At 73.7% G+C, this 16712-nt stretch carries 17 protein-coding genes; 14 read left to right on the top strand and 3 right to left on the bottom strand.

Annotated elements, in window-relative coordinates; genetic code table 11:
- The first annotated feature begins 28 nt into the window (after nucleotides 1-28).
- The 5 genes from ACTWLT_RS12475 to ACTWLT_RS12455 all read left to right on the top strand — a co-directional run bounded on the left by ACTWLT_RS12475 (nucleotide 29) and on the right by ACTWLT_RS12455 (nucleotide 4938).
- Complete coding sequence (locus ACTWLT_RS12475; protein WP_445318517.1) at nucleotides 29-610, top strand: RNA polymerase sigma factor; 582 nt, start codon at nucleotides 29-31, stop codon at nucleotides 608-610.
- Complete coding sequence (locus ACTWLT_RS12470) at nucleotides 603-1322, top strand: hypothetical protein (protein ID WP_445318516.1); 720 nt, start codon at nucleotides 603-605, stop codon at nucleotides 1320-1322. The genes ACTWLT_RS12475 and ACTWLT_RS12470 overlap by 8 nt, the downstream gene beginning before the upstream one ends.
- Nucleotides 1323-1419: 97 nt before the next feature.
- A complete protein-coding gene (locus ACTWLT_RS12465) occupies nucleotides 1420-1920 on the top strand; it encodes a hypothetical protein (protein WP_445318515.1) in 501 nt (166 codons plus the stop codon).
- Between the two features lie 180 nt (nucleotides 1921-2100).
- Nucleotides 2101-4254, top strand: coding sequence for an RNA polymerase recycling motor ATPase HelR (helR, locus tag ACTWLT_RS12460; RefSeq protein ID WP_445318514.1), 2154 nt, complete (start codon nucleotides 2101-2103; stop codon nucleotides 4252-4254).
- A gap of 18 nt (nucleotides 4255-4272) precedes the next feature.
- Nucleotides 4273-4938 (top strand): hypothetical protein, encoded by a 666-nt coding sequence (locus ACTWLT_RS12455; protein WP_445318513.1) that lies wholly within the window; start codon nucleotides 4273-4275, stop codon nucleotides 4936-4938.
- Between the two features lie 97 nt (nucleotides 4939-5035).
- On the opposite strand, the gene ACTWLT_RS12450 is transcribed toward ACTWLT_RS12455, so the two are convergent.
- Together ACTWLT_RS12450 and ACTWLT_RS12445 are read right to left on the bottom strand one after the other, a co-directional pair.
- Nucleotides 5036-5932, bottom strand: coding sequence for an aldo/keto reductase (locus tag ACTWLT_RS12450; protein ID WP_445318512.1), 897 nt, complete (start codon nucleotides 5930-5932; stop codon nucleotides 5036-5038).
- Nucleotides 5933-6006: 74 nt separating this feature from the next.
- On the bottom strand, nucleotides 6007-7272 hold the full coding sequence (locus ACTWLT_RS12445; RefSeq protein ID WP_445318511.1) for an MFS transporter: 1266 nt from the start codon (nucleotides 7270-7272) through the stop codon (nucleotides 6007-6009).
- A 160-nt stretch (nucleotides 7273-7432) separates the two neighbouring features.
- Between ACTWLT_RS12445 and ACTWLT_RS12440 the strand changes: the two genes are divergently transcribed.
- Together ACTWLT_RS12440 and ACTWLT_RS12435 are read left to right on the top strand one after the other, a co-directional pair.
- Nucleotides 7433-8425, top strand: coding sequence for a LacI family DNA-binding transcriptional regulator (locus ACTWLT_RS12440; protein WP_252415568.1), 993 nt, complete (start codon nucleotides 7433-7435; stop codon nucleotides 8423-8425).
- Nucleotides 8426-8512: 87 nt separating this feature from the next.
- Nucleotides 8513-9229 carry an alpha/beta hydrolase gene (locus tag ACTWLT_RS12435; RefSeq protein WP_445318510.1) on the top strand — a complete coding sequence of 239 codons (717 nt, stop codon included), beginning with the start codon at nucleotides 8513-8515 and terminating at the stop codon, nucleotides 9227-9229.
- Nucleotides 9230-9241: 12 nt separating this feature from the next.
- Here the strand turns inward: ACTWLT_RS12435 and ACTWLT_RS12430 are convergent, their stop codons facing one another.
- On the bottom strand, nucleotides 9242-10366 hold the full coding sequence (locus ACTWLT_RS12430) for an FUSC family protein (protein WP_445318509.1): 1125 nt from the start codon (nucleotides 10364-10366) through the stop codon (nucleotides 9242-9244).
- Nucleotides 10367-10454: 88 nt separating this feature from the next.
- On the opposite strand from ACTWLT_RS12430, the gene ACTWLT_RS12425 reads away from it, so the two are divergent.
- The 7 genes from ACTWLT_RS12425 (at nucleotide 10455) to ACTWLT_RS12395 (ending at nucleotide 16712) form a co-directional block, all read left to right on the top strand.
- The gene (locus ACTWLT_RS12425) at nucleotides 10455-11393 is read left to right on the top strand and encodes an AraC family transcriptional regulator (protein ID WP_445318508.1); all 939 of its coding nucleotides are present in this window, start codon (nucleotides 10455-10457) and stop codon (nucleotides 11391-11393) included.
- A 46-nt stretch (nucleotides 11394-11439) separates the two neighbouring features.
- The gene (locus ACTWLT_RS12420; RefSeq protein WP_445318507.1) at nucleotides 11440-12603 is read left to right on the top strand and encodes an FAD-dependent oxidoreductase; all 1164 of its coding nucleotides are present in this window, start codon (nucleotides 11440-11442) and stop codon (nucleotides 12601-12603) included.
- Between the two features lie 252 nt (nucleotides 12604-12855).
- A complete protein-coding gene (locus tag ACTWLT_RS12415; RefSeq protein WP_445318506.1) occupies nucleotides 12856-13632 on the top strand; it encodes an LppM family (lipo)protein in 777 nt (258 codons plus the stop codon).
- Nucleotides 13633-13775: 143 nt separating this feature from the next.
- The gene (locus ACTWLT_RS12410) at nucleotides 13776-14120 is read left to right on the top strand and encodes a hypothetical protein (RefSeq protein WP_252415562.1); all 345 of its coding nucleotides are present in this window, start codon (nucleotides 13776-13778) and stop codon (nucleotides 14118-14120) included.
- Nucleotides 14121-14131: 11 nt separating this feature from the next.
- Entirely contained in the window at nucleotides 14132-14740 is a 609-nt protein-coding gene (locus tag ACTWLT_RS12405; RefSeq protein WP_445318505.1) for a glycine zipper family protein, read from the top strand.
- Nucleotides 14737-15435: a carboxypeptidase-like regulatory domain-containing protein gene (locus ACTWLT_RS12400; protein WP_445318504.1), complete on the top strand. Its 699-nt coding sequence runs from the start codon at nucleotides 14737-14739 to the stop codon at nucleotides 15433-15435. Before ACTWLT_RS12405 ends, ACTWLT_RS12400 begins: the two co-directional genes overlap by 4 nt.
- 23 nt (nucleotides 15436-15458) lie before the next feature.
- The gene (locus tag ACTWLT_RS12395; RefSeq protein WP_445318503.1) at nucleotides 15459-16712 is read left to right on the top strand and encodes a phage tail sheath family protein; all 1254 of its coding nucleotides are present in this window, start codon (nucleotides 15459-15461) and stop codon (nucleotides 16710-16712) included.

Below are 16712 nucleotides of genomic sequence, written 5' to 3'. Positions count from 1 at the left end.
GTGGAACCCGTTGCGCCGGGGCGGTGTCATGAGTGTGATGCAACCGGAGGTCCCCCTGGACGACGACGTGCTCGTCAGCCGCGCTCGGGCAGGTGACCTGGAGGCGTACGACCTCCTGGTCGCCCGGCACACCGCGTCCGCGTACCGGACGGCGGTGCTGCTCGGCGCGGGCTCGGATTCCGAGGACGTCACCCAGGAGGCGTTTGTGAAGGGTTACCGCAGCCTGTCCCGCTACCGGGGTGATTCGTCCTTCCGGTCCTGGCTGCTGGCGATCGTCGCCAACGAGACCCGCAACCTGCACCGGTCCCGCAGCCGGCGGGACGGTCTCGCCCTGCGGGCTGCGGCGGCGAACCCTGCGTCGGAGGTCGCCGAGGACGGCGCGGTCGGGGCGGTCCTCGCCGGAGAGCGCCGCGCGCGGCTGGTGGAGGCCCTGCGCCAACTGCCGGAGCGGGATCGTGAGGTGATCGTCTGCCGGTTCTTCCTCGATCTCAGCGAGGAGGAGACGGTGGCGACGTTGGGGTGGCCCCGGGGCACGGTCAAGTCGCGGACGTCCCGGGCGCTGGCGAAGCTCCGCGGTCTGCTCGACCGGGAGGAGGTCCGGCATGGGTGACCTGGAAAGGGAGCTGCGCGATCTCTCGACCTGGCTGGAGACGCCCGACCCACCCGACGTGACCGCCCGCGTACGTGCACAGCTGACCGCGCCCGCGCCCCGGCGACGCCGGTGGGGCGCCTGTGTCGCCGCGGCGCTCGTCGCGCTGCTGGTGGCGGTGCTGCCGCCGGGGCGGGCCGCGCTCGCCGACGCCATGGCGGGGTTGCTGCGCTTCGCCGGAGTCACCGTTGTCACGTCGTCCGCACCCGAACTGCCCGTCGGCACTCCGTCTCCGCTGCCCTCGCAGCGGGCCGCCGCGCTGGACGAGGCGCAACGCGCGGTGCGTTTCCCGATCCGCCTCCCGGCGAAGCTCGGCCCACCCGAGCAGGTGTTGGTAGCCGATCCCGACGGCACGGGCGCCTGCCGGGTGGCGACGTTGCTCTACGACGCGGGTGCCTTGCGCATCGACGCGTTCGACGGCCACCTCGACCTGGCCTTCCACAAGCAGACGGTCCGGCCCGGAGCGGAGTGGACCCAGGTCGACGGCGACTTCGCCATCTGGGTCGGCGGTCCACACGTCCTGGCCTACGTGGACCGTTCGGGAGAGGTTCGCCGGGAGACGGCCCGGCTCGCCGCCTCGACCCTGATCTGGCAGGAGGGCGGCGTGAGCTACCGGCTTGAGGGCGACCTCACCAAGCTCGAAGCGATCGCGATCGCCGGGTCGCTCGACTAGCGGGACAGGGAACCTGGCGGTCCCGGCCGGTGTCCTGATGGTGAGACGCAGAAGCGCGGGTTCCGGAAGGGGCGAGATGGGTTCCTGGGGCAGGTTCATGCTGGGGTCGGTCGTCCTGCTGACGGCGGGGTGCACGGGCACCGGCCAGTCGGCCACGCCGGCCGGTGCTCCGACCACCACGACGACGGCGAGCCCGGCGACAGGCTGCGGTTCCCGGGTCGAGACGGGCCCCCTACCCGACTGGGCGGACGCCGGCTTCAGCGGGGACGCACGCGTCCCGCACGTCTTCGGCGCCAACGGCGACATCGTGGCGGTGCTGTTCGCCCACCCGCTGGCGCAGGTCCGGCAGGACGGGTCGAACAACAAGATCCTCTGGGTGTCCCGCCCCGCGACGTCGTCCGCCGCGAGCACGTCGCCGGCCAGCCTGGTGATCACCGCGACGCTGGACGGCACCGGCGCCAGGGTGAGCAGGGAGGTCGCCGGCGGCCCCGGGCCATCGATCATCGACATGCCGCGGGCGGGTTGCTGGCACCTCGAACTCCGCTGGGCCGGCCGCACCGACACGATCGATCTGGTGTACGCCGACCGGCTGCCCTGACCGACGCGGGCAGGTGCCGAGGCCCTCGCGGGGAGGCGCCCGCCGAGCGGACCATGCAAAAAGGGAGGAACCCCTCCCTTCCACTCTCAACATATATCGCACTGGGGGCCTTGCCGCAAGACCCCAGTTGTGCCGCAGAATTGCCGGCCGAGGCCAGATTCTGCCGAATTGGGAGTGCCCTTGAACCCCGCGCCCACCAGCGTGTTCGCCCTTCCCGACCACCTCTCCCCCAAGGCCGACGCGGCGCTGATCGCCCGCGACGAGCAGCACTTCGCGGCCATCGCGGAGAGCCTGGAGCAGACGTACGCCGACCTGTCCGACCGTCTGGACACCGCCCGCAAGGCGCCCAGCGGCAAGGGCCGGCAGGCGGTGGACCGGGACCAGGAGGTCCGCCGGCTGACCGCGCGCCTGCGCCGACTGCGTCGCTTCGGTCTGGACCTGTGCCTCGGACGCATGGTGAGCGTCGACGATCCCGAGCCCGTGTACGTCGGACGCCAGGGCCTCACGGACAGCGAGGGCCGGCGGCTGTTGCTCGACTGGCGCTCCCCCGCGGCTGAGCCGTTCTTCGGGGCGACCCATGCCAACCCGATGGGTCTGGCCAGCCGCCGCCGGTACCGCTGGACCCTCGGCCGGATCAGCGACTACTGGGACGAGGTCTTCGCCGCGGACGGCCTGGAGGGGCACGCCGCGCTCGACGACCAGTCCGCCTTCATCGCCAGCCTGGGCAGCAGCCGGTCGAACCGGATGCGCGACGTGCTCAGCACGATCCAGGCCGACCAGGACGCCATCATCCGCGCCGGATCCAGCGGTGCGCTCGTCGTCGACGGCGGTCCGGGCACGGGCAAGACCGTCGTCGCCCTGCACCGCACCGCCTACCTCCTCTACGCCGATCCTCGTCTCGGTCACCGGCGGGGCGGGGTGCTGTTCGTCGGCCCGCACCAGCCCTACCTGTCCTACGTCGCCGACGTCCTGCCCAGCCTCGGCGAGGAGGAGGTGCAGATCTGCACCCTGCGGGACCTCGTCGCGGAGGGCGCCGCGGCGACGATCGAGACCGACCCCGACGTGGCCCGGCTCAAGTCGTCCGCGGATGTGGTGAGGGTGGTCGAGGCGGCCGTCCGGTTCTACGAGGAGCCGCCGGCCAAGGGGATGACGGTCGCGACCGACGAGTCGGACCTGTGGCTGAGCGCCGACGACTGGGCCGAGGCGTTCGAGGCGCCGGGGCCCGGCACCCCGCACAACGAGGCGCGTGACGAGATCTGGGAGGAACTGCTCACGATCCTGATCAACAAGTACGACGGCGACGAGCCGGACGACCTGGTCCGCGGGGCGCTGGAGCGGAACGGGGAGCTGCGCGCGGCCTTCAACCGTGCCTGGCCGCTGCTCGACGCGGCCGACCTCGTCGGAGACCTGTGGTCGGTACCCGCCTACCTGCGCAGGTGCGCGCCCTGGCTCAGCGCGGACGAGGTCCGGAAGCTACAGCGCGACGATGCCCGGGCCTGGACCGTGTCCGACCTGCCGCTGCTGGACGCGGCACGGCAGCGGCTCGGCGACCGGGAGGCGTCGGGGCGTCAGCGTCGGCACGACGCCACCGTCGCCGTCGAACGCGCGCGCATGGCCACGGTCATCGACGACCTGATCGAGGCCCACACCTACGACGACGGTGAAGGTGTGCTGTCGAGCCTGCGCCAACTGGATCTCCAGGATGCCCTGGTCGACGAGGCCGCGCTGCCCAGCACCGAGCCGGACCAGCTCGCCGGCCCGTTCGCGCACATCGTCGTGGACGAGGCTCAGGAACTGACCGACGCCGAGTGGCAGATGCTGCTGCTACGCTGCCCGTCCCGCAGCTTCACCATCGTCGGGGACCGGGCCCAGGCCCGGCACGGGTTCACCGAGTCGTGGCAGGAACGACTCGAACGGATCGGGCTGGACCGGGTCACCCTGGCCTCCCTGAGCATCAACTACCGCACGCCTGAGGAGGTCATGGCGGAGGCCGAGCCGGTCATCCGGGCCGTGCTCCCGGACGCCAACGTGCCGACCTCGATCCGCGCCAGCGGCGTCCCCGTCGTACGCGGATGCGCGTCGGACCTGGGCGCGATCCTCGACGCGTGGCTCGCCGCGCACGCCGACGGCATCGCCTGCGTCATCGGCGATCCCACCTTCGAGGCGACGTCCCGCGTCCGGTCGCTGACCCCGGAGCTGTCGAAGGGGCTCGAGTTCGACCTGGTCGTCCTCGTCGATCCGGAGGCGTTCGGCGAGGGCGTCGAAGGAGCGGTCGACCGCTACGTCGCCATGACCCGGGCGACGCAGCAACTGGTCATCCTCACCAGTTCCTGAGGTCCTAGGCTGCGTGGCGTGTCCGAGGAGGTGCGGGGGGCGGCGGCCCGCAACAACGCCGACTGGTGCGACGTCGTCTGCGGCACCCACGGGGTGACCGGCCGGACCGACGCCGACGCCTGGTCGGTCCCCCGTCGCTCCCCACCCTGGTACCCGGACGCGGTCACGCTGCGCCCCGGCGTCGACGCCGGGGCGCTGCTGGCCCGGATCGACGCCGGGTCCGGTGCGTCGGTGAAGGACAGCTTCGCCGACCTCGACCTGTCCGGGCACGGCTTCCGGGTGCTCTTCGACGCGCAGTGGATCCACCGGCCGTCAGCGGACCCACCGGGCGGCGCTACGCTGGACCGCGTCACGACACCGGAACGGCTGGCCGCCTGGGCGACGGCGCACGGCGGCGGGGACCTGTTCCGACCGGCGCTGCTGGCCGACCCCCGGGTCCGGGTGCTGGCCCGCTACGACGACCGGGGCGCGATCGTCGGCGGCGCGGTGGTCAGCGGCGACGGCCCGTACGGGGTGTCGAACCTGTTCGCCCGCACCGGCGACCCCGACGACATCTGGCACGCAGTGCTCACCACCCTGCCCCACCTGCCACTGCTCGGCTACGAGTCCGGCCCAGACCTCGCCCCGGCCCTCAGGGCCGGCTTCGTCCCGCTCGGACCGCTCCGAGTCTGGCTCCGCGCCTGACCCCCAAAGCCCCGTTGATCATGAAGTTGGCGACGCGACACGCCGGCATCGAGGACGCTAACTCCATGATCACCGGGGCGGTTGTGAGGTGGGGGCGTCAGTTCAGGAGGGTCAGATCTTCGGGGGTCAGGTTCAGGGAGGCGGCGGCGATGTTCGCCGTGAGGTGTTCCGGGTTGGCGGTGCCGGGGATGGCCAGCACGTGCGGGCCCTGGTGCAGGGTCCAGGCCAGGCGTACCTGGTGCGGGGTGACGCCGTGGGCCCGCGCGACGGCCTCGACGGCCTCGCTCTGCTCGGCGCTCGCGCCCGCCTCCCGGCCGGTGCCGGCCACCGCGAAGAAGGGCACGTAGGCGATGCCCCGCTCGCCGCAGGCCCGGACGAACGGGTCCTGCTCGCGGTAGGCGTCCACCCCGTAGTTGTTCTGCACGCAGACCACCGGCGCGATGTCCGCCACCTCGGCCAACTGCTCGGGCCGGACGTTCGAGAGCCCGAGGTGCCGGATCAGCCCGGCGGCGCGCAGCTCGGCCAGGGCACCGAACCGCTCGGCCAGTGGCACCGGGCCGGGTCCCCGACCGAGCCGCAGGTTCACCACGTCCAGCTGGTCACGGCCGAGCCGGCGCAGGTTCTCCTCGACCTGGTCCCGCAGCTGCGCCGGGGTGAGCGCCTCGCTGAAGCCGGTCTCCGGGTCGTACCCGAAGCCGACCTTCGTGGCGATCACCAGATCCTCCGGGTACGGGGCGAGCGCCGCCCGGATCAGCTCGGTGGCGTATCGGGCCGGCCCGGTACCCACCCGCAGTGTCCCGCCCGGCGAGACGTAGAAGGCGGCCGTGTCGATGTGGTTGACGCCCAGCTCCACGGCGCGGCGCAGCAGGGCGATCGCCGGCTCGCGGTCGGGATTGGCGGTGATCCGCATGGACCCGAAGCCCATCCGGTGCACCGTGCGGTCGCCCAGGGTCCAGCTGCCCGCCGCGGCGGCGGTGATCTTGTCGGTTGGCATCGGGCGACCCTAGCCAGTGCGGGGTGCGCGGCGCAGTCGGTCGCGCACCCGATACCGCCCGGCGGCCGTCCGGGTTAGATTTTGTGTGTCGAAGGGGTCGGTTCGACGGCACGCGGCGGGCGCAGCACCGACACCAGCGCCAGCGTCGGCACCAGCAGCAGCGGCACCACCAGCAGCGCGCGGAGCGTGCCGACCCGGTCGCCGAGCAGCCCCAGCAACGGCGGCCCCGCCAGGAACGCGGTGTAGCCGATCACCGCGACCACGCTGACCCGGACCGGCGCGTGCGCCTCCTCGTCGGCCGCCGCGCTCATCCCGACCGGGAAGCCCAGCGACGCGCCGAGCCCCCAGAGAGCGACGCCGACGATGGCCACCGACCCCGAGCCGGCCAGCACGGCCATACCCGCGCCGACCACGGCGAGCAGGATCGTGCCGGTGAGCACCGGCACCCGGCCCCACCGGTCCAGCGCGATGGTGCCGGCGGTGCGCCCGAGGGTCATGCCGACGACGAAGACGCCGAAGACCGCCGCGCCCGCCGCCTCGCTCAGGTCCCTGCCGTCGACGAAGGCGACCGCCAGCCAGTCGTTGGCACTTCCCTCGGTGAACGCCATCACCAGCACGAACAGCCCGATCAGGAGGGTGCGTGGCTCCCGCCACGCGGCGAGCTGCGCCCGGCGGCCAGCCGCCGGGCTGGCGTCGGTCGGTCGGTCGGCCGCGTCGACGACCGGCCGGGGCAGGAACGCCCGGGCACTGAGCGCGGTGCCGGTCAGCACCACCACCGCCACCCCGGCGAGGTGCGCGCCGACGGGCACGTCGAAGCGGGCCGCCCCCGCGCCGAGCGCCGCGCCGGCCACCGACCCGAGGCTCCACGCCGCGTGGAAGCGGGGCATGACGGTACGCCCCAACCGCCGTTCCACCGCCGCCGCCTCGACGTTCATCGCGACGTCGCAGGCGCCGGAGCCGTATCCGAAGGCGATCAGCCCCACCGCGACGACGACGGCCGAGCCGGCCACCGTGGCGCCCAGCCCGGCCACGGTCAGGCCGACCGCGACGAGCACCGTGGCCAGCGTGACGGTACGGGCGGCGCCGAGGCGCTGGGCGAGCAGACCGGAGGTGGGCATCGCGAGCAGCGCGCCGACACTCATCGCCAGCAGCAGCAGCCCGAGCCGGCCGGCGGAGAGGTCCAACGCCTCGCGGACCGCCGGCACCCGGGAGAACCAGCTGCCCACCGCCAGCCCGTTGAGGGTGAAGGTGACGGCGACGCCGTTGCGGGCGAGCCGCACGATTCGTGGCGGCGTGGGCACGGTGTCCGGGGAGAGGGGCGGGCTGGTAGGGGCGCTCACGAGGGCAGGTCCTCTTTCTCGGGGTGATCTCCTGCGACGATCGCACACCTGAGAGCGCTACCACCACAACCGGCCACCGCCCCTTACCGTCGACGCTGCGGCCGGGGGATGATTCCCGGCAGGGGTTCGTCCGCCCGGACGGTGACCCGAGGAGGGGACCATGACGGCAGCGACACAGCGACCGGCCACTCTGGAGGACGTCGCGCGCGTCGCCGGGGTGTCCCGGTCGACGGCCTCGCGGGTGATCGCCGGGACCGGGTTCGCCTCGCCGGCGGCCCGGGAACGGGTCGGCGCGGCCGTCGACCAGCTCGGCTACGTGCCCAACCCGGCCGCCCGGGCGCTGGTCCGCGGCGGCGGGGGCGTACGGCTGGTGGTGGCGGTCGCGGGGACCAGCGCGGCGGTGCTGGACGACCCGTACGTCCACCGGGTGGTCGGCTCGGCGGCCCAGGTCTGCGCGCCGGCCGGCATCGGCGTGGCGCTGCACTGGCTGCCGCTGGGCCAGCCGAGCAGCCTCGACCAGCTCGCCCGGGACGGCAGCGTGTGCGGCGTGGTGCTGGTCAACACCACCACGGACCTGCTGGACGCCGTACCGCGGTCGCTGCGGGGCCGGGTCGCGTCGATCGGCATCGGCTCGGCCACCGTGCCGTCGTTCGACGTCGACAACGACACCGGCGCCAGCGAGGTGCTGCGCCACCTGTACGCCACGGGCCGCCGCCGGATCGCCATGGTGACCGGCCCCCGGTGGCTGCCGTGCTCCCAGCGCCCGGTGGCGGCGTACCGCCGGTTGATGCGCCAGGCCGGTCTGCCGGAGCGGGTGCTGCCCGGGGACTTCACGGCGGCGAGCGGCCGCGCCGCGGGCGGCGAGGCGTTGCGGCGCTGGCCCGACGTCGACGCCATCTACGCGATCAGCGACGAGACCGCGCTCGGGGTGATCGCGGCGCTGCGCGACTCCGGGGTCCGGGTGCCCGGCGACGTCGCGGTGGCCGGTTTCGACGACATCCCGCTGGCCGGCATGACCGCCCCGGCGCTGACCACCGCGAGCCACCCGGTGGGCCGGATCGCCGTCGCGGCGGCCACCGCCGTGCTGGACGGGCGGCCGACCGCGCCGCAGACCCTCTTCCCGTCCGCCCTGGTGGCCAGGGACAGCGCCTGACCCCGCACCGGCGACCGCCGGCGGTTAAGCCGTGGCGAGCCGGGTAACCGCGGCGCACACCCCGCCGACAGCGAGGAGCGGTGACCCGTGTCCGACCCCGCGCCGCAGGACCGACAGCCGGCGGACGACTCCCGGCACGGCCGGTTGAGCGCCCGCGTCCATCCGCCGGTGGCGTCCGCGCCGACCGGGTTGGTGCCGATGACCGGCGCCGACGGCGCGCTGGTGGCGATGGCGTACGCCCCGGAGCCGGCCGCCGACGGCGCCGCGTACCGCCTGGTGGTGCTGCTGCACGGGGCGGGCGGCTCCGCGCGGCAGGGCCTGGACCTGCTGCTGCCGGTCGCGGACGCGCAGCACCTGCTCCTGGTGGCCCCGCATGCGTCGGCGAGCAGTTGGGACCTGATCGCCGGCGGCTTCGGCGCGGACGTGCGGCGCATCGACGGGCTGCTGGCGACCGTCTTCGACGGGTACCCGGTGCGCGACGTGACCCTCGGCGGGTTCTCCGACGGCGCCTCGTACGCGCTCTCGCTGGGCCTCGCCAACGGCGACCTCGTCGACGCGGTGGTGGCCTTCTCCCCCGGCTTCGCCGCGCCGCCGGCCACCCACGGCCGGCCGCGGATCTACGTCTCGCACGGGGTGGACGACCGGGTCCTGCCGATCGACATGTGCAGCCGGCGGCTCGTCCCGCACCTGCACAGCCTCGGCTACGACGTCACCTACGAGGAGTTCCCCGACGGACACGAGGTCCCCACCTCCGTCCGCGAGTCGGCCACCGCCTGGTTGACCATGGCGCGCCGACCGTCCTGACGGCGGTACGGGTCAGATCGCGGGGAGGCCGAGGGCTTCGTCGACGCGGGCGAGGACGGTGACGTCGTCGTCGGGGCTGAGGCCGCGCAGCAGGTCGATGGCCGTTGCCCGGACCTGACCGATGATCATGGCGAGTGGGAGGGTCTGCGTCGATCCGAAGAGCTGCCCGGCGGTGTGCACGGCGGCCAGCGCCGACTTCTCCGCCCGGGCGGCGTGCCGGTCGGCGGCCTCCTCCTGCCCGTCGAGGTCGGCGGCGAGGGCCGCGCCGGCCTCCCGGACCGCCTCGGCCAGCGACCGCACGGCGGCACCCAGCTCGGGCGGCACCGGGGCGTGCAGCCGGCTGAGTGTGACCCCGGCACGGGCGAGCACCCGGACGTTACGGACCACGTAGTCGGTCTGCCGGATCGACTCGTCCACCGACCGCAGCCGACCGATGTGCCGCCGTCGACGCACGTTGAGCCGCAGCGCCTCGCCGGCGGCCAGCACCCCGTCGCGCAGCCCGTCGACCCGGGCGTCCATGCCCCGCGCCCGGCCCAGCGCGGCCACCGCGGCGGCCTCGTCCGAGTGGTCCAGCGCGTCGGCGATTCCGCCCAGCAGCCCGGCCAGCTCGTCGAAGGTGCGCCGCACCTCCGCGACCAGCGGGGCCAGCGGGCGCCGAGCGTCCACCAGCAGGCTGACGGCGAGCGCGACCACGCCGCCGACGAGCGCGTCGACGAAGCGGAAAGGCACCAGCGATCCGTCCGGTGGTGCGACCACCACCAGGTAGAGCGCGGACACCGCGGCCTGCACCAGCGTCACGCCGGTGGCACCGAAGGCGACCGCGAGCAGCACGGTGAGCAGGATGACCGTGAACACCGTCCAGGTGCTGCCCGGGCCCAGCGCCTGCACGACGAGGTCCGCGACCAGCACACCGGCGGCAACCCCGAGGACGACCTCGACGGCCCGCCGGATCCGCTGCCCCCGGGCCTGACCGAGAACGATCAGCGCGGCTGCCGGGGCGAAGAAGGGCTGCGGATGCCCGAGCAACCGGGTGGCCAGCAGCCAGGCCACGGTCGCCGCGACCGTCGCCTCCAGCACCGGCCGCCAGCCCTGCCGAAGCCGCCCACCGGCCACCCGCAGGCCGCTGACCCGCACCATCGCCCACCTCCCCCGCTCAGCGCGCCGGCCGCCCGTTGATCCGCTCGCGGCACCCGGAGCGCCCCTCGCGATCGTCTACCATCGCGCGATGGACCCGCTCACCGGGCTGCTCGACGGTCCCCGCGCCCGGGGCGCCTTCCTGCTCCGCTCGGTGCTCGACCCGCCGTACGCGCTGCGGATCGAGGACCGCGCGCCGCTCACCGTCGTGGCGCTGGTCAGCGGCACCGCCTGGCTCGTACCGGACGAGGCGGCCCCGGCGACGCTGCGGCCCGGCGACGTGGCGGTGCTGCGCGGGCCGGACGGCTACCTCGTCGCGGACGACCCGGCCACCCCGGCCCAGGTGGTCATCCACCCGGGGCAGCGCTGCACCACCCTGCGCGGCGAGCCGCTGGCCGAGTCGATGGCGCTGGGCGTGCGCACCTGGGGCACCGGCCCGTACGGGTCGACGGTGTTGCTGACCGGCACGTACCAGTTGCCCGGCGAGGTGAGCCGTCGGCTGCTCACCGCGTTGCCGCCACTGCTGGTGGTCCCGGCCCAGGAGTGGCGCAGCCCGCTGGTCGCGCTGCTCGCCCAGGAGGTGACCCGCGACGCGCCCGGCCAGGCTGCGGTGCTGGACCGGCTGCTGGACCTGGTGCTCATCGGGGCATTGCGCACCTGGTTCGGCCGCCCCGACGCGGCGCCGGGCTGGTACCGGGCAGCCGGTGATCCGGTGGTCGGTCCGGCGCTTCGGCTGGTGCAGAACGACCCGGCCCGGCCGTGGACGGTCGCCGCGCTCGCCGCCGAGGTGGGCGTCTCCCGGGCGGTCCTGGCGCGCCGCTTCACCGAGCTGGTCGGCGAGCCGCCGATGGCGTACCTGACCGGGTGGAGGCTCGCGCTGGCGGCCGACCTGCTGCGCGAGCCGGACGCCACGCTGGGCGCGGTGGCCCGCCGGGTCGGCTACGCCAGCCCGTACGCGTTGAGCACGGCGTTCCGCCGGGTCCGTGGCATCACCCCGACCCAGCACCGGATCGGCGCGCCGGCCGACTGACCCCGGGGTCAGCTCCCGGTCGTCCAGGTGTAGAAGGGTGGTTGACGTGAACGAGTCGCACGCGGTGGTGGTCGGCGCCGGGATCGGCGGGTTGAGCGCGGCGCTCGCGCTGCACCGTCGGGGATGGCGGGTCACCGTGCTGGAGCGCGCCCACGAGCCGCGCGAGATCGGCGCCGGCCTGACCCTGATGGCGAACGCGCTACGCGCGCTGGACGCCCTGGGTCTCGGCCCGGCCGTGCGCCGCGGCGAGCACGCCGAGGCACCCGGCGGGCTCCGTGACCGGCACGGGCGGTGGCTGTCCCGGATGGACGCCGCCGAGATGATCCGACAGCTGGGCACCTCGGCGCTCGGCGTCCACCGGACCACCCTGCACCGCATCCTGCGCGAGGCTCTGCCGGCCTCGTCGTTGCGGACGAGCGCCGAGGTGGAGCACGTCGACAGCGGCCCGGACCGCGCCGAGGTGCACTACCGCGGGCCTGCCGGCCAGCAGACGCTCGCCGCCGACCTCGTGGTCGCCGCCGACGGCCTGCGCAGCCGGCTGCGCGCCCAGCTCTGGCCGCAGATCCCCACCCCGGTGTACGCGGGTTCGACCGCCTGGCGGGCCGCCATCGCGTTCGAACACCCGGTCCCGGCGGCGGTCACCTGGGGTCCGGCGGCCGAATTCGGCATGGTGCCGCTCGGCGCCGGCACGCTCTACTGGTACGCGGCGATCACGGCCCCGCCGGGCGGCCACGCCCCGGACGAGCTGGCGGCCGTCCGGGACCGCTTCGGCGACTGGCACGCCCCCATCCCGGAACTGCTGGCGGCGACCCCACCCGGTGTCGTGCTGCGCAACGACATCCACCACCTGGCCACCCCGCTCCCCTCGTACGTGCGGGGGCGCGTGGCGCTGCTCGGCGACGCCGCCCACCCGATGACGCCCAACCTCGGGCAGGGCGCCGGCCAGGCCATCGAGGACGCGGTGGTGCTCGGCGCGGTCTGCGCCGCCGGCGCCGAGGGGCTGCCGGCCGCCCTGGCGGCATACGACCAGCAGCGTCGCCCCCGCAGCCAGGCCGTCGCCCGGGCCTCCTGGCGCGCCGGGCGGTACGGCCAACAGCTGCGCAACCCGCTCGCCGTGGCGATGCGCAACACCGCGCTACGGCTCACCCCCGCCCGGGCCACGTTGCGGGGCATGGCCCGCTACGCCGACTGGCAGCCTCCGGCGGGCTGACCGGATCGGTTGCCGTCGCGCGGTTGCAGGAGCAGTCGCCCGTCGGGATCCACCAGGAGCACGCACGCGATCACGACCTTTGCCACAGCCTTGACGGCAGCTGTCGCCCCTTTAGGACTGCAAAACTCCAGAGTAGTCAATTGCGGGCTCATCGGCCTCGGCCGAACATGACAGCGCACCGGTAAGATCGGCGACTGCCTTGTGACCGATCGCTGACTGCTCGTGGTGATAGCGATCACACACACTGAGCCCATGAACAGGAGAGTCAACCGCGGTAAGGCACTCCGCGTCGCGGTGTGCGTTCTCCTTCTCGCCGTTCTGAGCGGCTGCATGCAGCTCAACATGGGGCTCACCGTCAACGCCGATGACACGGTCGACGGGCAGCTCCTGCTGACCGCCCAGAAGTCCCTGCTCAGCTCGCGGAACAAGAACATCCCGGCGGCCTTCGCGGAGTTGCGGCAGAACATTCCCGCGCTGCCTGCCGGTGAGGAGTCCAGCTACGAGGACGCCAAACTCTTCGGCACCCAGATCAGTTATCGCAGGGCGCCCCTGGCGAGCTTCGACAGTGAGAGCGTCAAACTGGTCCGCGACGGCGATTTCTACCGCTTCACGTTGCCGCTGGACCCGTCGAAATACGGCGGGAAAATGGATCAGCAGAATCCGCAACAGCAACAGGCGTTCCTCAAGCTGATGTCGTTCGAGATCTCGGTGACATTTCCGGGTCGGGTGATCGACACCAACGGCACCGTCAACGGCCGGTCGGTCACCTGGAAGGTGGACTCCAACCAGGACAAGCCGACCGAGTTGCGGGCCGTCGCCGAGGCGCCGCCCCGACCGTCGGCCTCGCCGGCCGCCGCCGCCGCCGACGAAGGCGGGTTCCCCTGGCTGCTGGTCGTCGGCGGGCTGCTCCTCCTGCTGATCCTCGCCGCTGTCGGCGTACTCCTGCTGCGTCGACGCCGCCCGGCGGCGCCGGCCGCGCCGAGCCCGACCCCGCCGGGCCCGCCCGCCGGCGCGCCCGGGCCCGGCTGATCCATCCGGTGGCCGGCCCTGCCGGCCACGCCCGGCCCCGGCCGCCCCGCCACGACGGCGACCGGCGCCGGTGCTCCCCCGGGAGCACCGGACCTCACCACCACCACATCCCGGTCGCACCATCGGAGAAAAGGGGGATCGCCGTGAACGATCTCTTCACCTGGGCAGCTCTGGGCAGCCTCGCCGGCGCGAGCGCAGCCACCCTGCTGGCCACCAACGTCATCGGCGGGCTGATCGGCCCCAGCGGCGACAAGATCCGCAAGTGGATCGCCATCGGCATCGCGCTGCTGCTGTCCTACGTGACGGCCGCGTTCGCCGACGACGCCGGCGGCGAGAAGTGGATCATCGCGTTCTTCAACGCGCTGGTGATCTTCTCCGCCGCGCTCGGTGTCAACCAGTTCCCGCCCGGCAACCGGCAGGCGACCCAGGCGTCGCCGACCCAGCTCGCGCAAGGCCGCGAGCCCCGCATCTTCCGGTCCTGGGTCTGAGGAGTGACATCATGATCTTCGGAATCATCAGCGCGGCCGTCCAGGTCGCCTTCGGTGCCACCCTCGGCCTCCTGGCCGGCGGCCCGGTCGGGTTGCTGATCGGCGCCGTCGTGGGCCTGCTCGTCGGCGCGGTCTTCGGCTGGGCGGTGGCCTCCGCCGGGGTGTACGCGCCGGACACCCGCGGCGTCCTCCTCTTCGTCGTCGACCACACGTGGAGCCTGCTGAACACGGTCGTCGGGGCCATCTACCTGGCCGTCCACCTGATCTTCGGGCACTCGCTGGACCGGCCCACCTCACAGGGCAGCGGCCGGGTCAGCGTGGTGGAGGGAGTCTCACCCCGCTACGCCACCACCATCGGCACCGTCTGCGCCGGCTCCAGCTCCGGCATCCAGCGGCACGAGGACGTCCACATCTTCCAGGGCCGGCTGCTCGGCCCGCTCTACATCCCGCTGGTGCTGGCGAACTACGTGCTGTTCACCATCGCACCGATCTGGCTGCTCTACCACGACCACACCAACGCGCCCATCAACCGGTTCACCCGCTACTTCGAGATCGGCGTCTACCCGCACGTGTGGAACGAGGCCATCGCGTACCGGATCCAGGGGACGCCGCCGCGATGAGCACCGACGGGCGCGGACCGATCGAGACCGCCACGACCGAGTTGGCCACCTGGTTGGCCGGCGCGGCGGGGGAACCCGTCCCGATCGGTCCGCCCCGCACCGACGACGACGCGGCCGGGCTCACCCTCTGGCCCATGGACCTGCGCCCAGCACGGCAGACCCGCTCCAGCGGCGCGGTCCGCGAACCGTACCGGTTCACCGTCCGCTACCTGCTCTGCGCGTCCGGGCCGGCCGGGTTGTCCGGGCTGGACCGGGTGCTCACCGCCGCGACCAGCGACGGCAGCTACCCGGTGGTGCTGGAGGCCGGCGACACCACGCTGTGGACGGCGTTCGGCACCGCCCCGCGCCCCGCGTTGCTCATCGACGTGCCGGCGCAGGTGGACCACCCGACCCCGGCCGCGCCGCCGGTCCTGCGGCCGCTACGGCTGCGGCAACTGGAACTACGCACGCTCGTCGGCCGGGTGGTCGGCCCCGAGGACCAACCACTGGCCGCGATGCGGGTCGAACTGCCCGGCACCGCGTCGGCCACCCGCACCGACCCCGACGGCCGGTTCCTGATCGTCGGAGTCCCGCACGACCCCGCGCAACCCGGCCCGGTCCGACTCCGGCTGACCGGCCGTGGGCTCGTGCTCACCGCCGAGGTCGACCCCGCCGAACCCGACATCGTCATCGTCTGCGCGCCACCGACCCACTGACGCCCACCCGCACAGGAGGACCGATGCCCAGCTACTTCTCCCCCGGCATCTACGTCGAGGAGGTCCCCAGCGGCGCCCGACCGATCGGACCGGCGAGCACCAGCATCGCCGCGTTCGTGGGCGTCGCCCCGGACCGCTCCGCCCACCTGGGCAGGGCGGTACCGGTCAACAACTGGACCGAGTTCCTCCGGCTCTTCGCCGACGGGGAGCAGGTCGAGAGCACCCCGCTGGCGCGGGCGGTCTTCGGCTTCCTGGACAACGGCGGCGCGCGTTGCTGGGTCGTCAACGTCGGCGAGGGCGGCGCGATCAGCGGCACCGGGCAGCGGCGCGGCGGCCTGCAACTGCTGGAGGCCATCGACGAGATCTCGATCATCGCCGCGCCCGGCTTCCACGACGTGGTCGCCCACGACGCGCTGCTGAGCATGGCCGAACGGACCCGCACCATGGTCGCGATCTGCGACCCCGCCCCCGACATCGACGACATCTCCGCGCTGACCCGGGTCGCCACGCCGTCCTCCGGCAAGCCCCCGAAGCCCGCCGAGGGGGCGGGCGGCGGCTCGGCCAGCTCGGGTTCGGGCGGTCCCGGCGGCTCGGGCGGCACCGAGGGGTCGGCGTACCGGCCCCGACAGTCCGAGTTCGGCGCCTTCTACTACCCGTGGCTACGCGTCCGCGACCCGATCAGCGGCGAGTTGGAACTCACCCCGCCGAGCGGACACCTCGCCGGCATCTGGGCCCGCACCGACGCCCTGCGCGGCGTGCACAAGGCACCGGCCAACGAACCGGTCCGCGGCGCCGTCGACCTTGGCTACCTGGTCACCCGACCCGAGCACGACGTGCTCAACCCCAAGGGCGTCAACGTGATCCGCTACTTCGCCGGCGAGGGCATCCGCGTCTGGGGTGCCCGTACGCTCGCCGCCGAAGCCAGCGAATGGCGCTACCTCAACGTCCGGCGGCTCAGCATCGCCATCGAGCAGGCCATCGCCAACGGCACCCGGTGGATGGTCTTCGAGCCCAACGACTTCACCCTGTGGCGCTCGATCCGGCGCGACATCGGGGCGTTTCTCACCCGGGTGTGGCGCGACGGCGCGCTGCTCGGGCGAAGCCCGGAGGAGGCGTTCTTCGTCAAGTGCGACGAGGAGACCAACCCGCCGGAGGTCCGCGACGCGGGCATGGTGATCGCCCACATCGGCATCGCCGTGGTCAAGCCCGCCGAGTTCGTCGTGTTCAAGCTGAGCCAGTGGGCCGGCGGCACCGAGACCGAGACGATCGGAGGCTGA

Source organism: Micromonospora yongxingensis, from assembly GCF_052601155.1.
The sequence above is the reverse complement of the archived record's forward strand: the minus strand, read 5'-3'. Positions and strand labels throughout refer to the sequence as shown.

Coding starts and splice junctions, on each gene's coding strand:
- ACTWLT_RS12475 (WP_445318517.1), top strand. CDS start 29: ATGAGTGTGATGCAACCGGAGGTCCCCCTGGACGACGACGTGCTCGTC.
- ACTWLT_RS12470 (WP_445318516.1), top strand. CDS start 603: ATGGGTGACCTGGAAAGGGAGCTGCGCGATCTCTCGACCTGGCTGGAG.
- ACTWLT_RS12465 (WP_445318515.1), top strand. CDS start 1,420: ATGCTGGGGTCGGTCGTCCTGCTGACGGCGGGGTGCACGGGCACCGGC.
- ACTWLT_RS12450 (WP_445318512.1), bottom strand. CDS start 5,932: ATGCCAACCGACAAGATCACCGCCGCCGCGGCGGGCAGCTGGACCCTG.
- ACTWLT_RS12440 (WP_252415568.1), top strand. CDS start 7,433: ATGACGGCAGCGACACAGCGACCGGCCACTCTGGAGGACGTCGCGCGC.
- ACTWLT_RS12430 (WP_445318509.1), bottom strand. CDS start 10,366: ATGGTGCGGGTCAGCGGCCTGCGGGTGGCCGGTGGGCGGCTTCGGCAG.
- ACTWLT_RS12425 (WP_445318508.1), top strand. CDS start 10,455: ATGGACCCGCTCACCGGGCTGCTCGACGGTCCCCGCGCCCGGGGCGCC.
- ACTWLT_RS12415 (WP_445318506.1), top strand. CDS start 12,856: ATGAACAGGAGAGTCAACCGCGGTAAGGCACTCCGCGTCGCGGTGTGC.
- ACTWLT_RS12405 (WP_445318505.1), top strand. CDS start 14,132: ATGATCTTCGGAATCATCAGCGCGGCCGTCCAGGTCGCCTTCGGTGCC.
- ACTWLT_RS12400 (WP_445318504.1), top strand. CDS start 14,737: ATGAGCACCGACGGGCGCGGACCGATCGAGACCGCCACGACCGAGTTG.
- ACTWLT_RS12395 (WP_445318503.1), top strand. CDS start 15,459: ATGCCCAGCTACTTCTCCCCCGGCATCTACGTCGAGGAGGTCCCCAGC.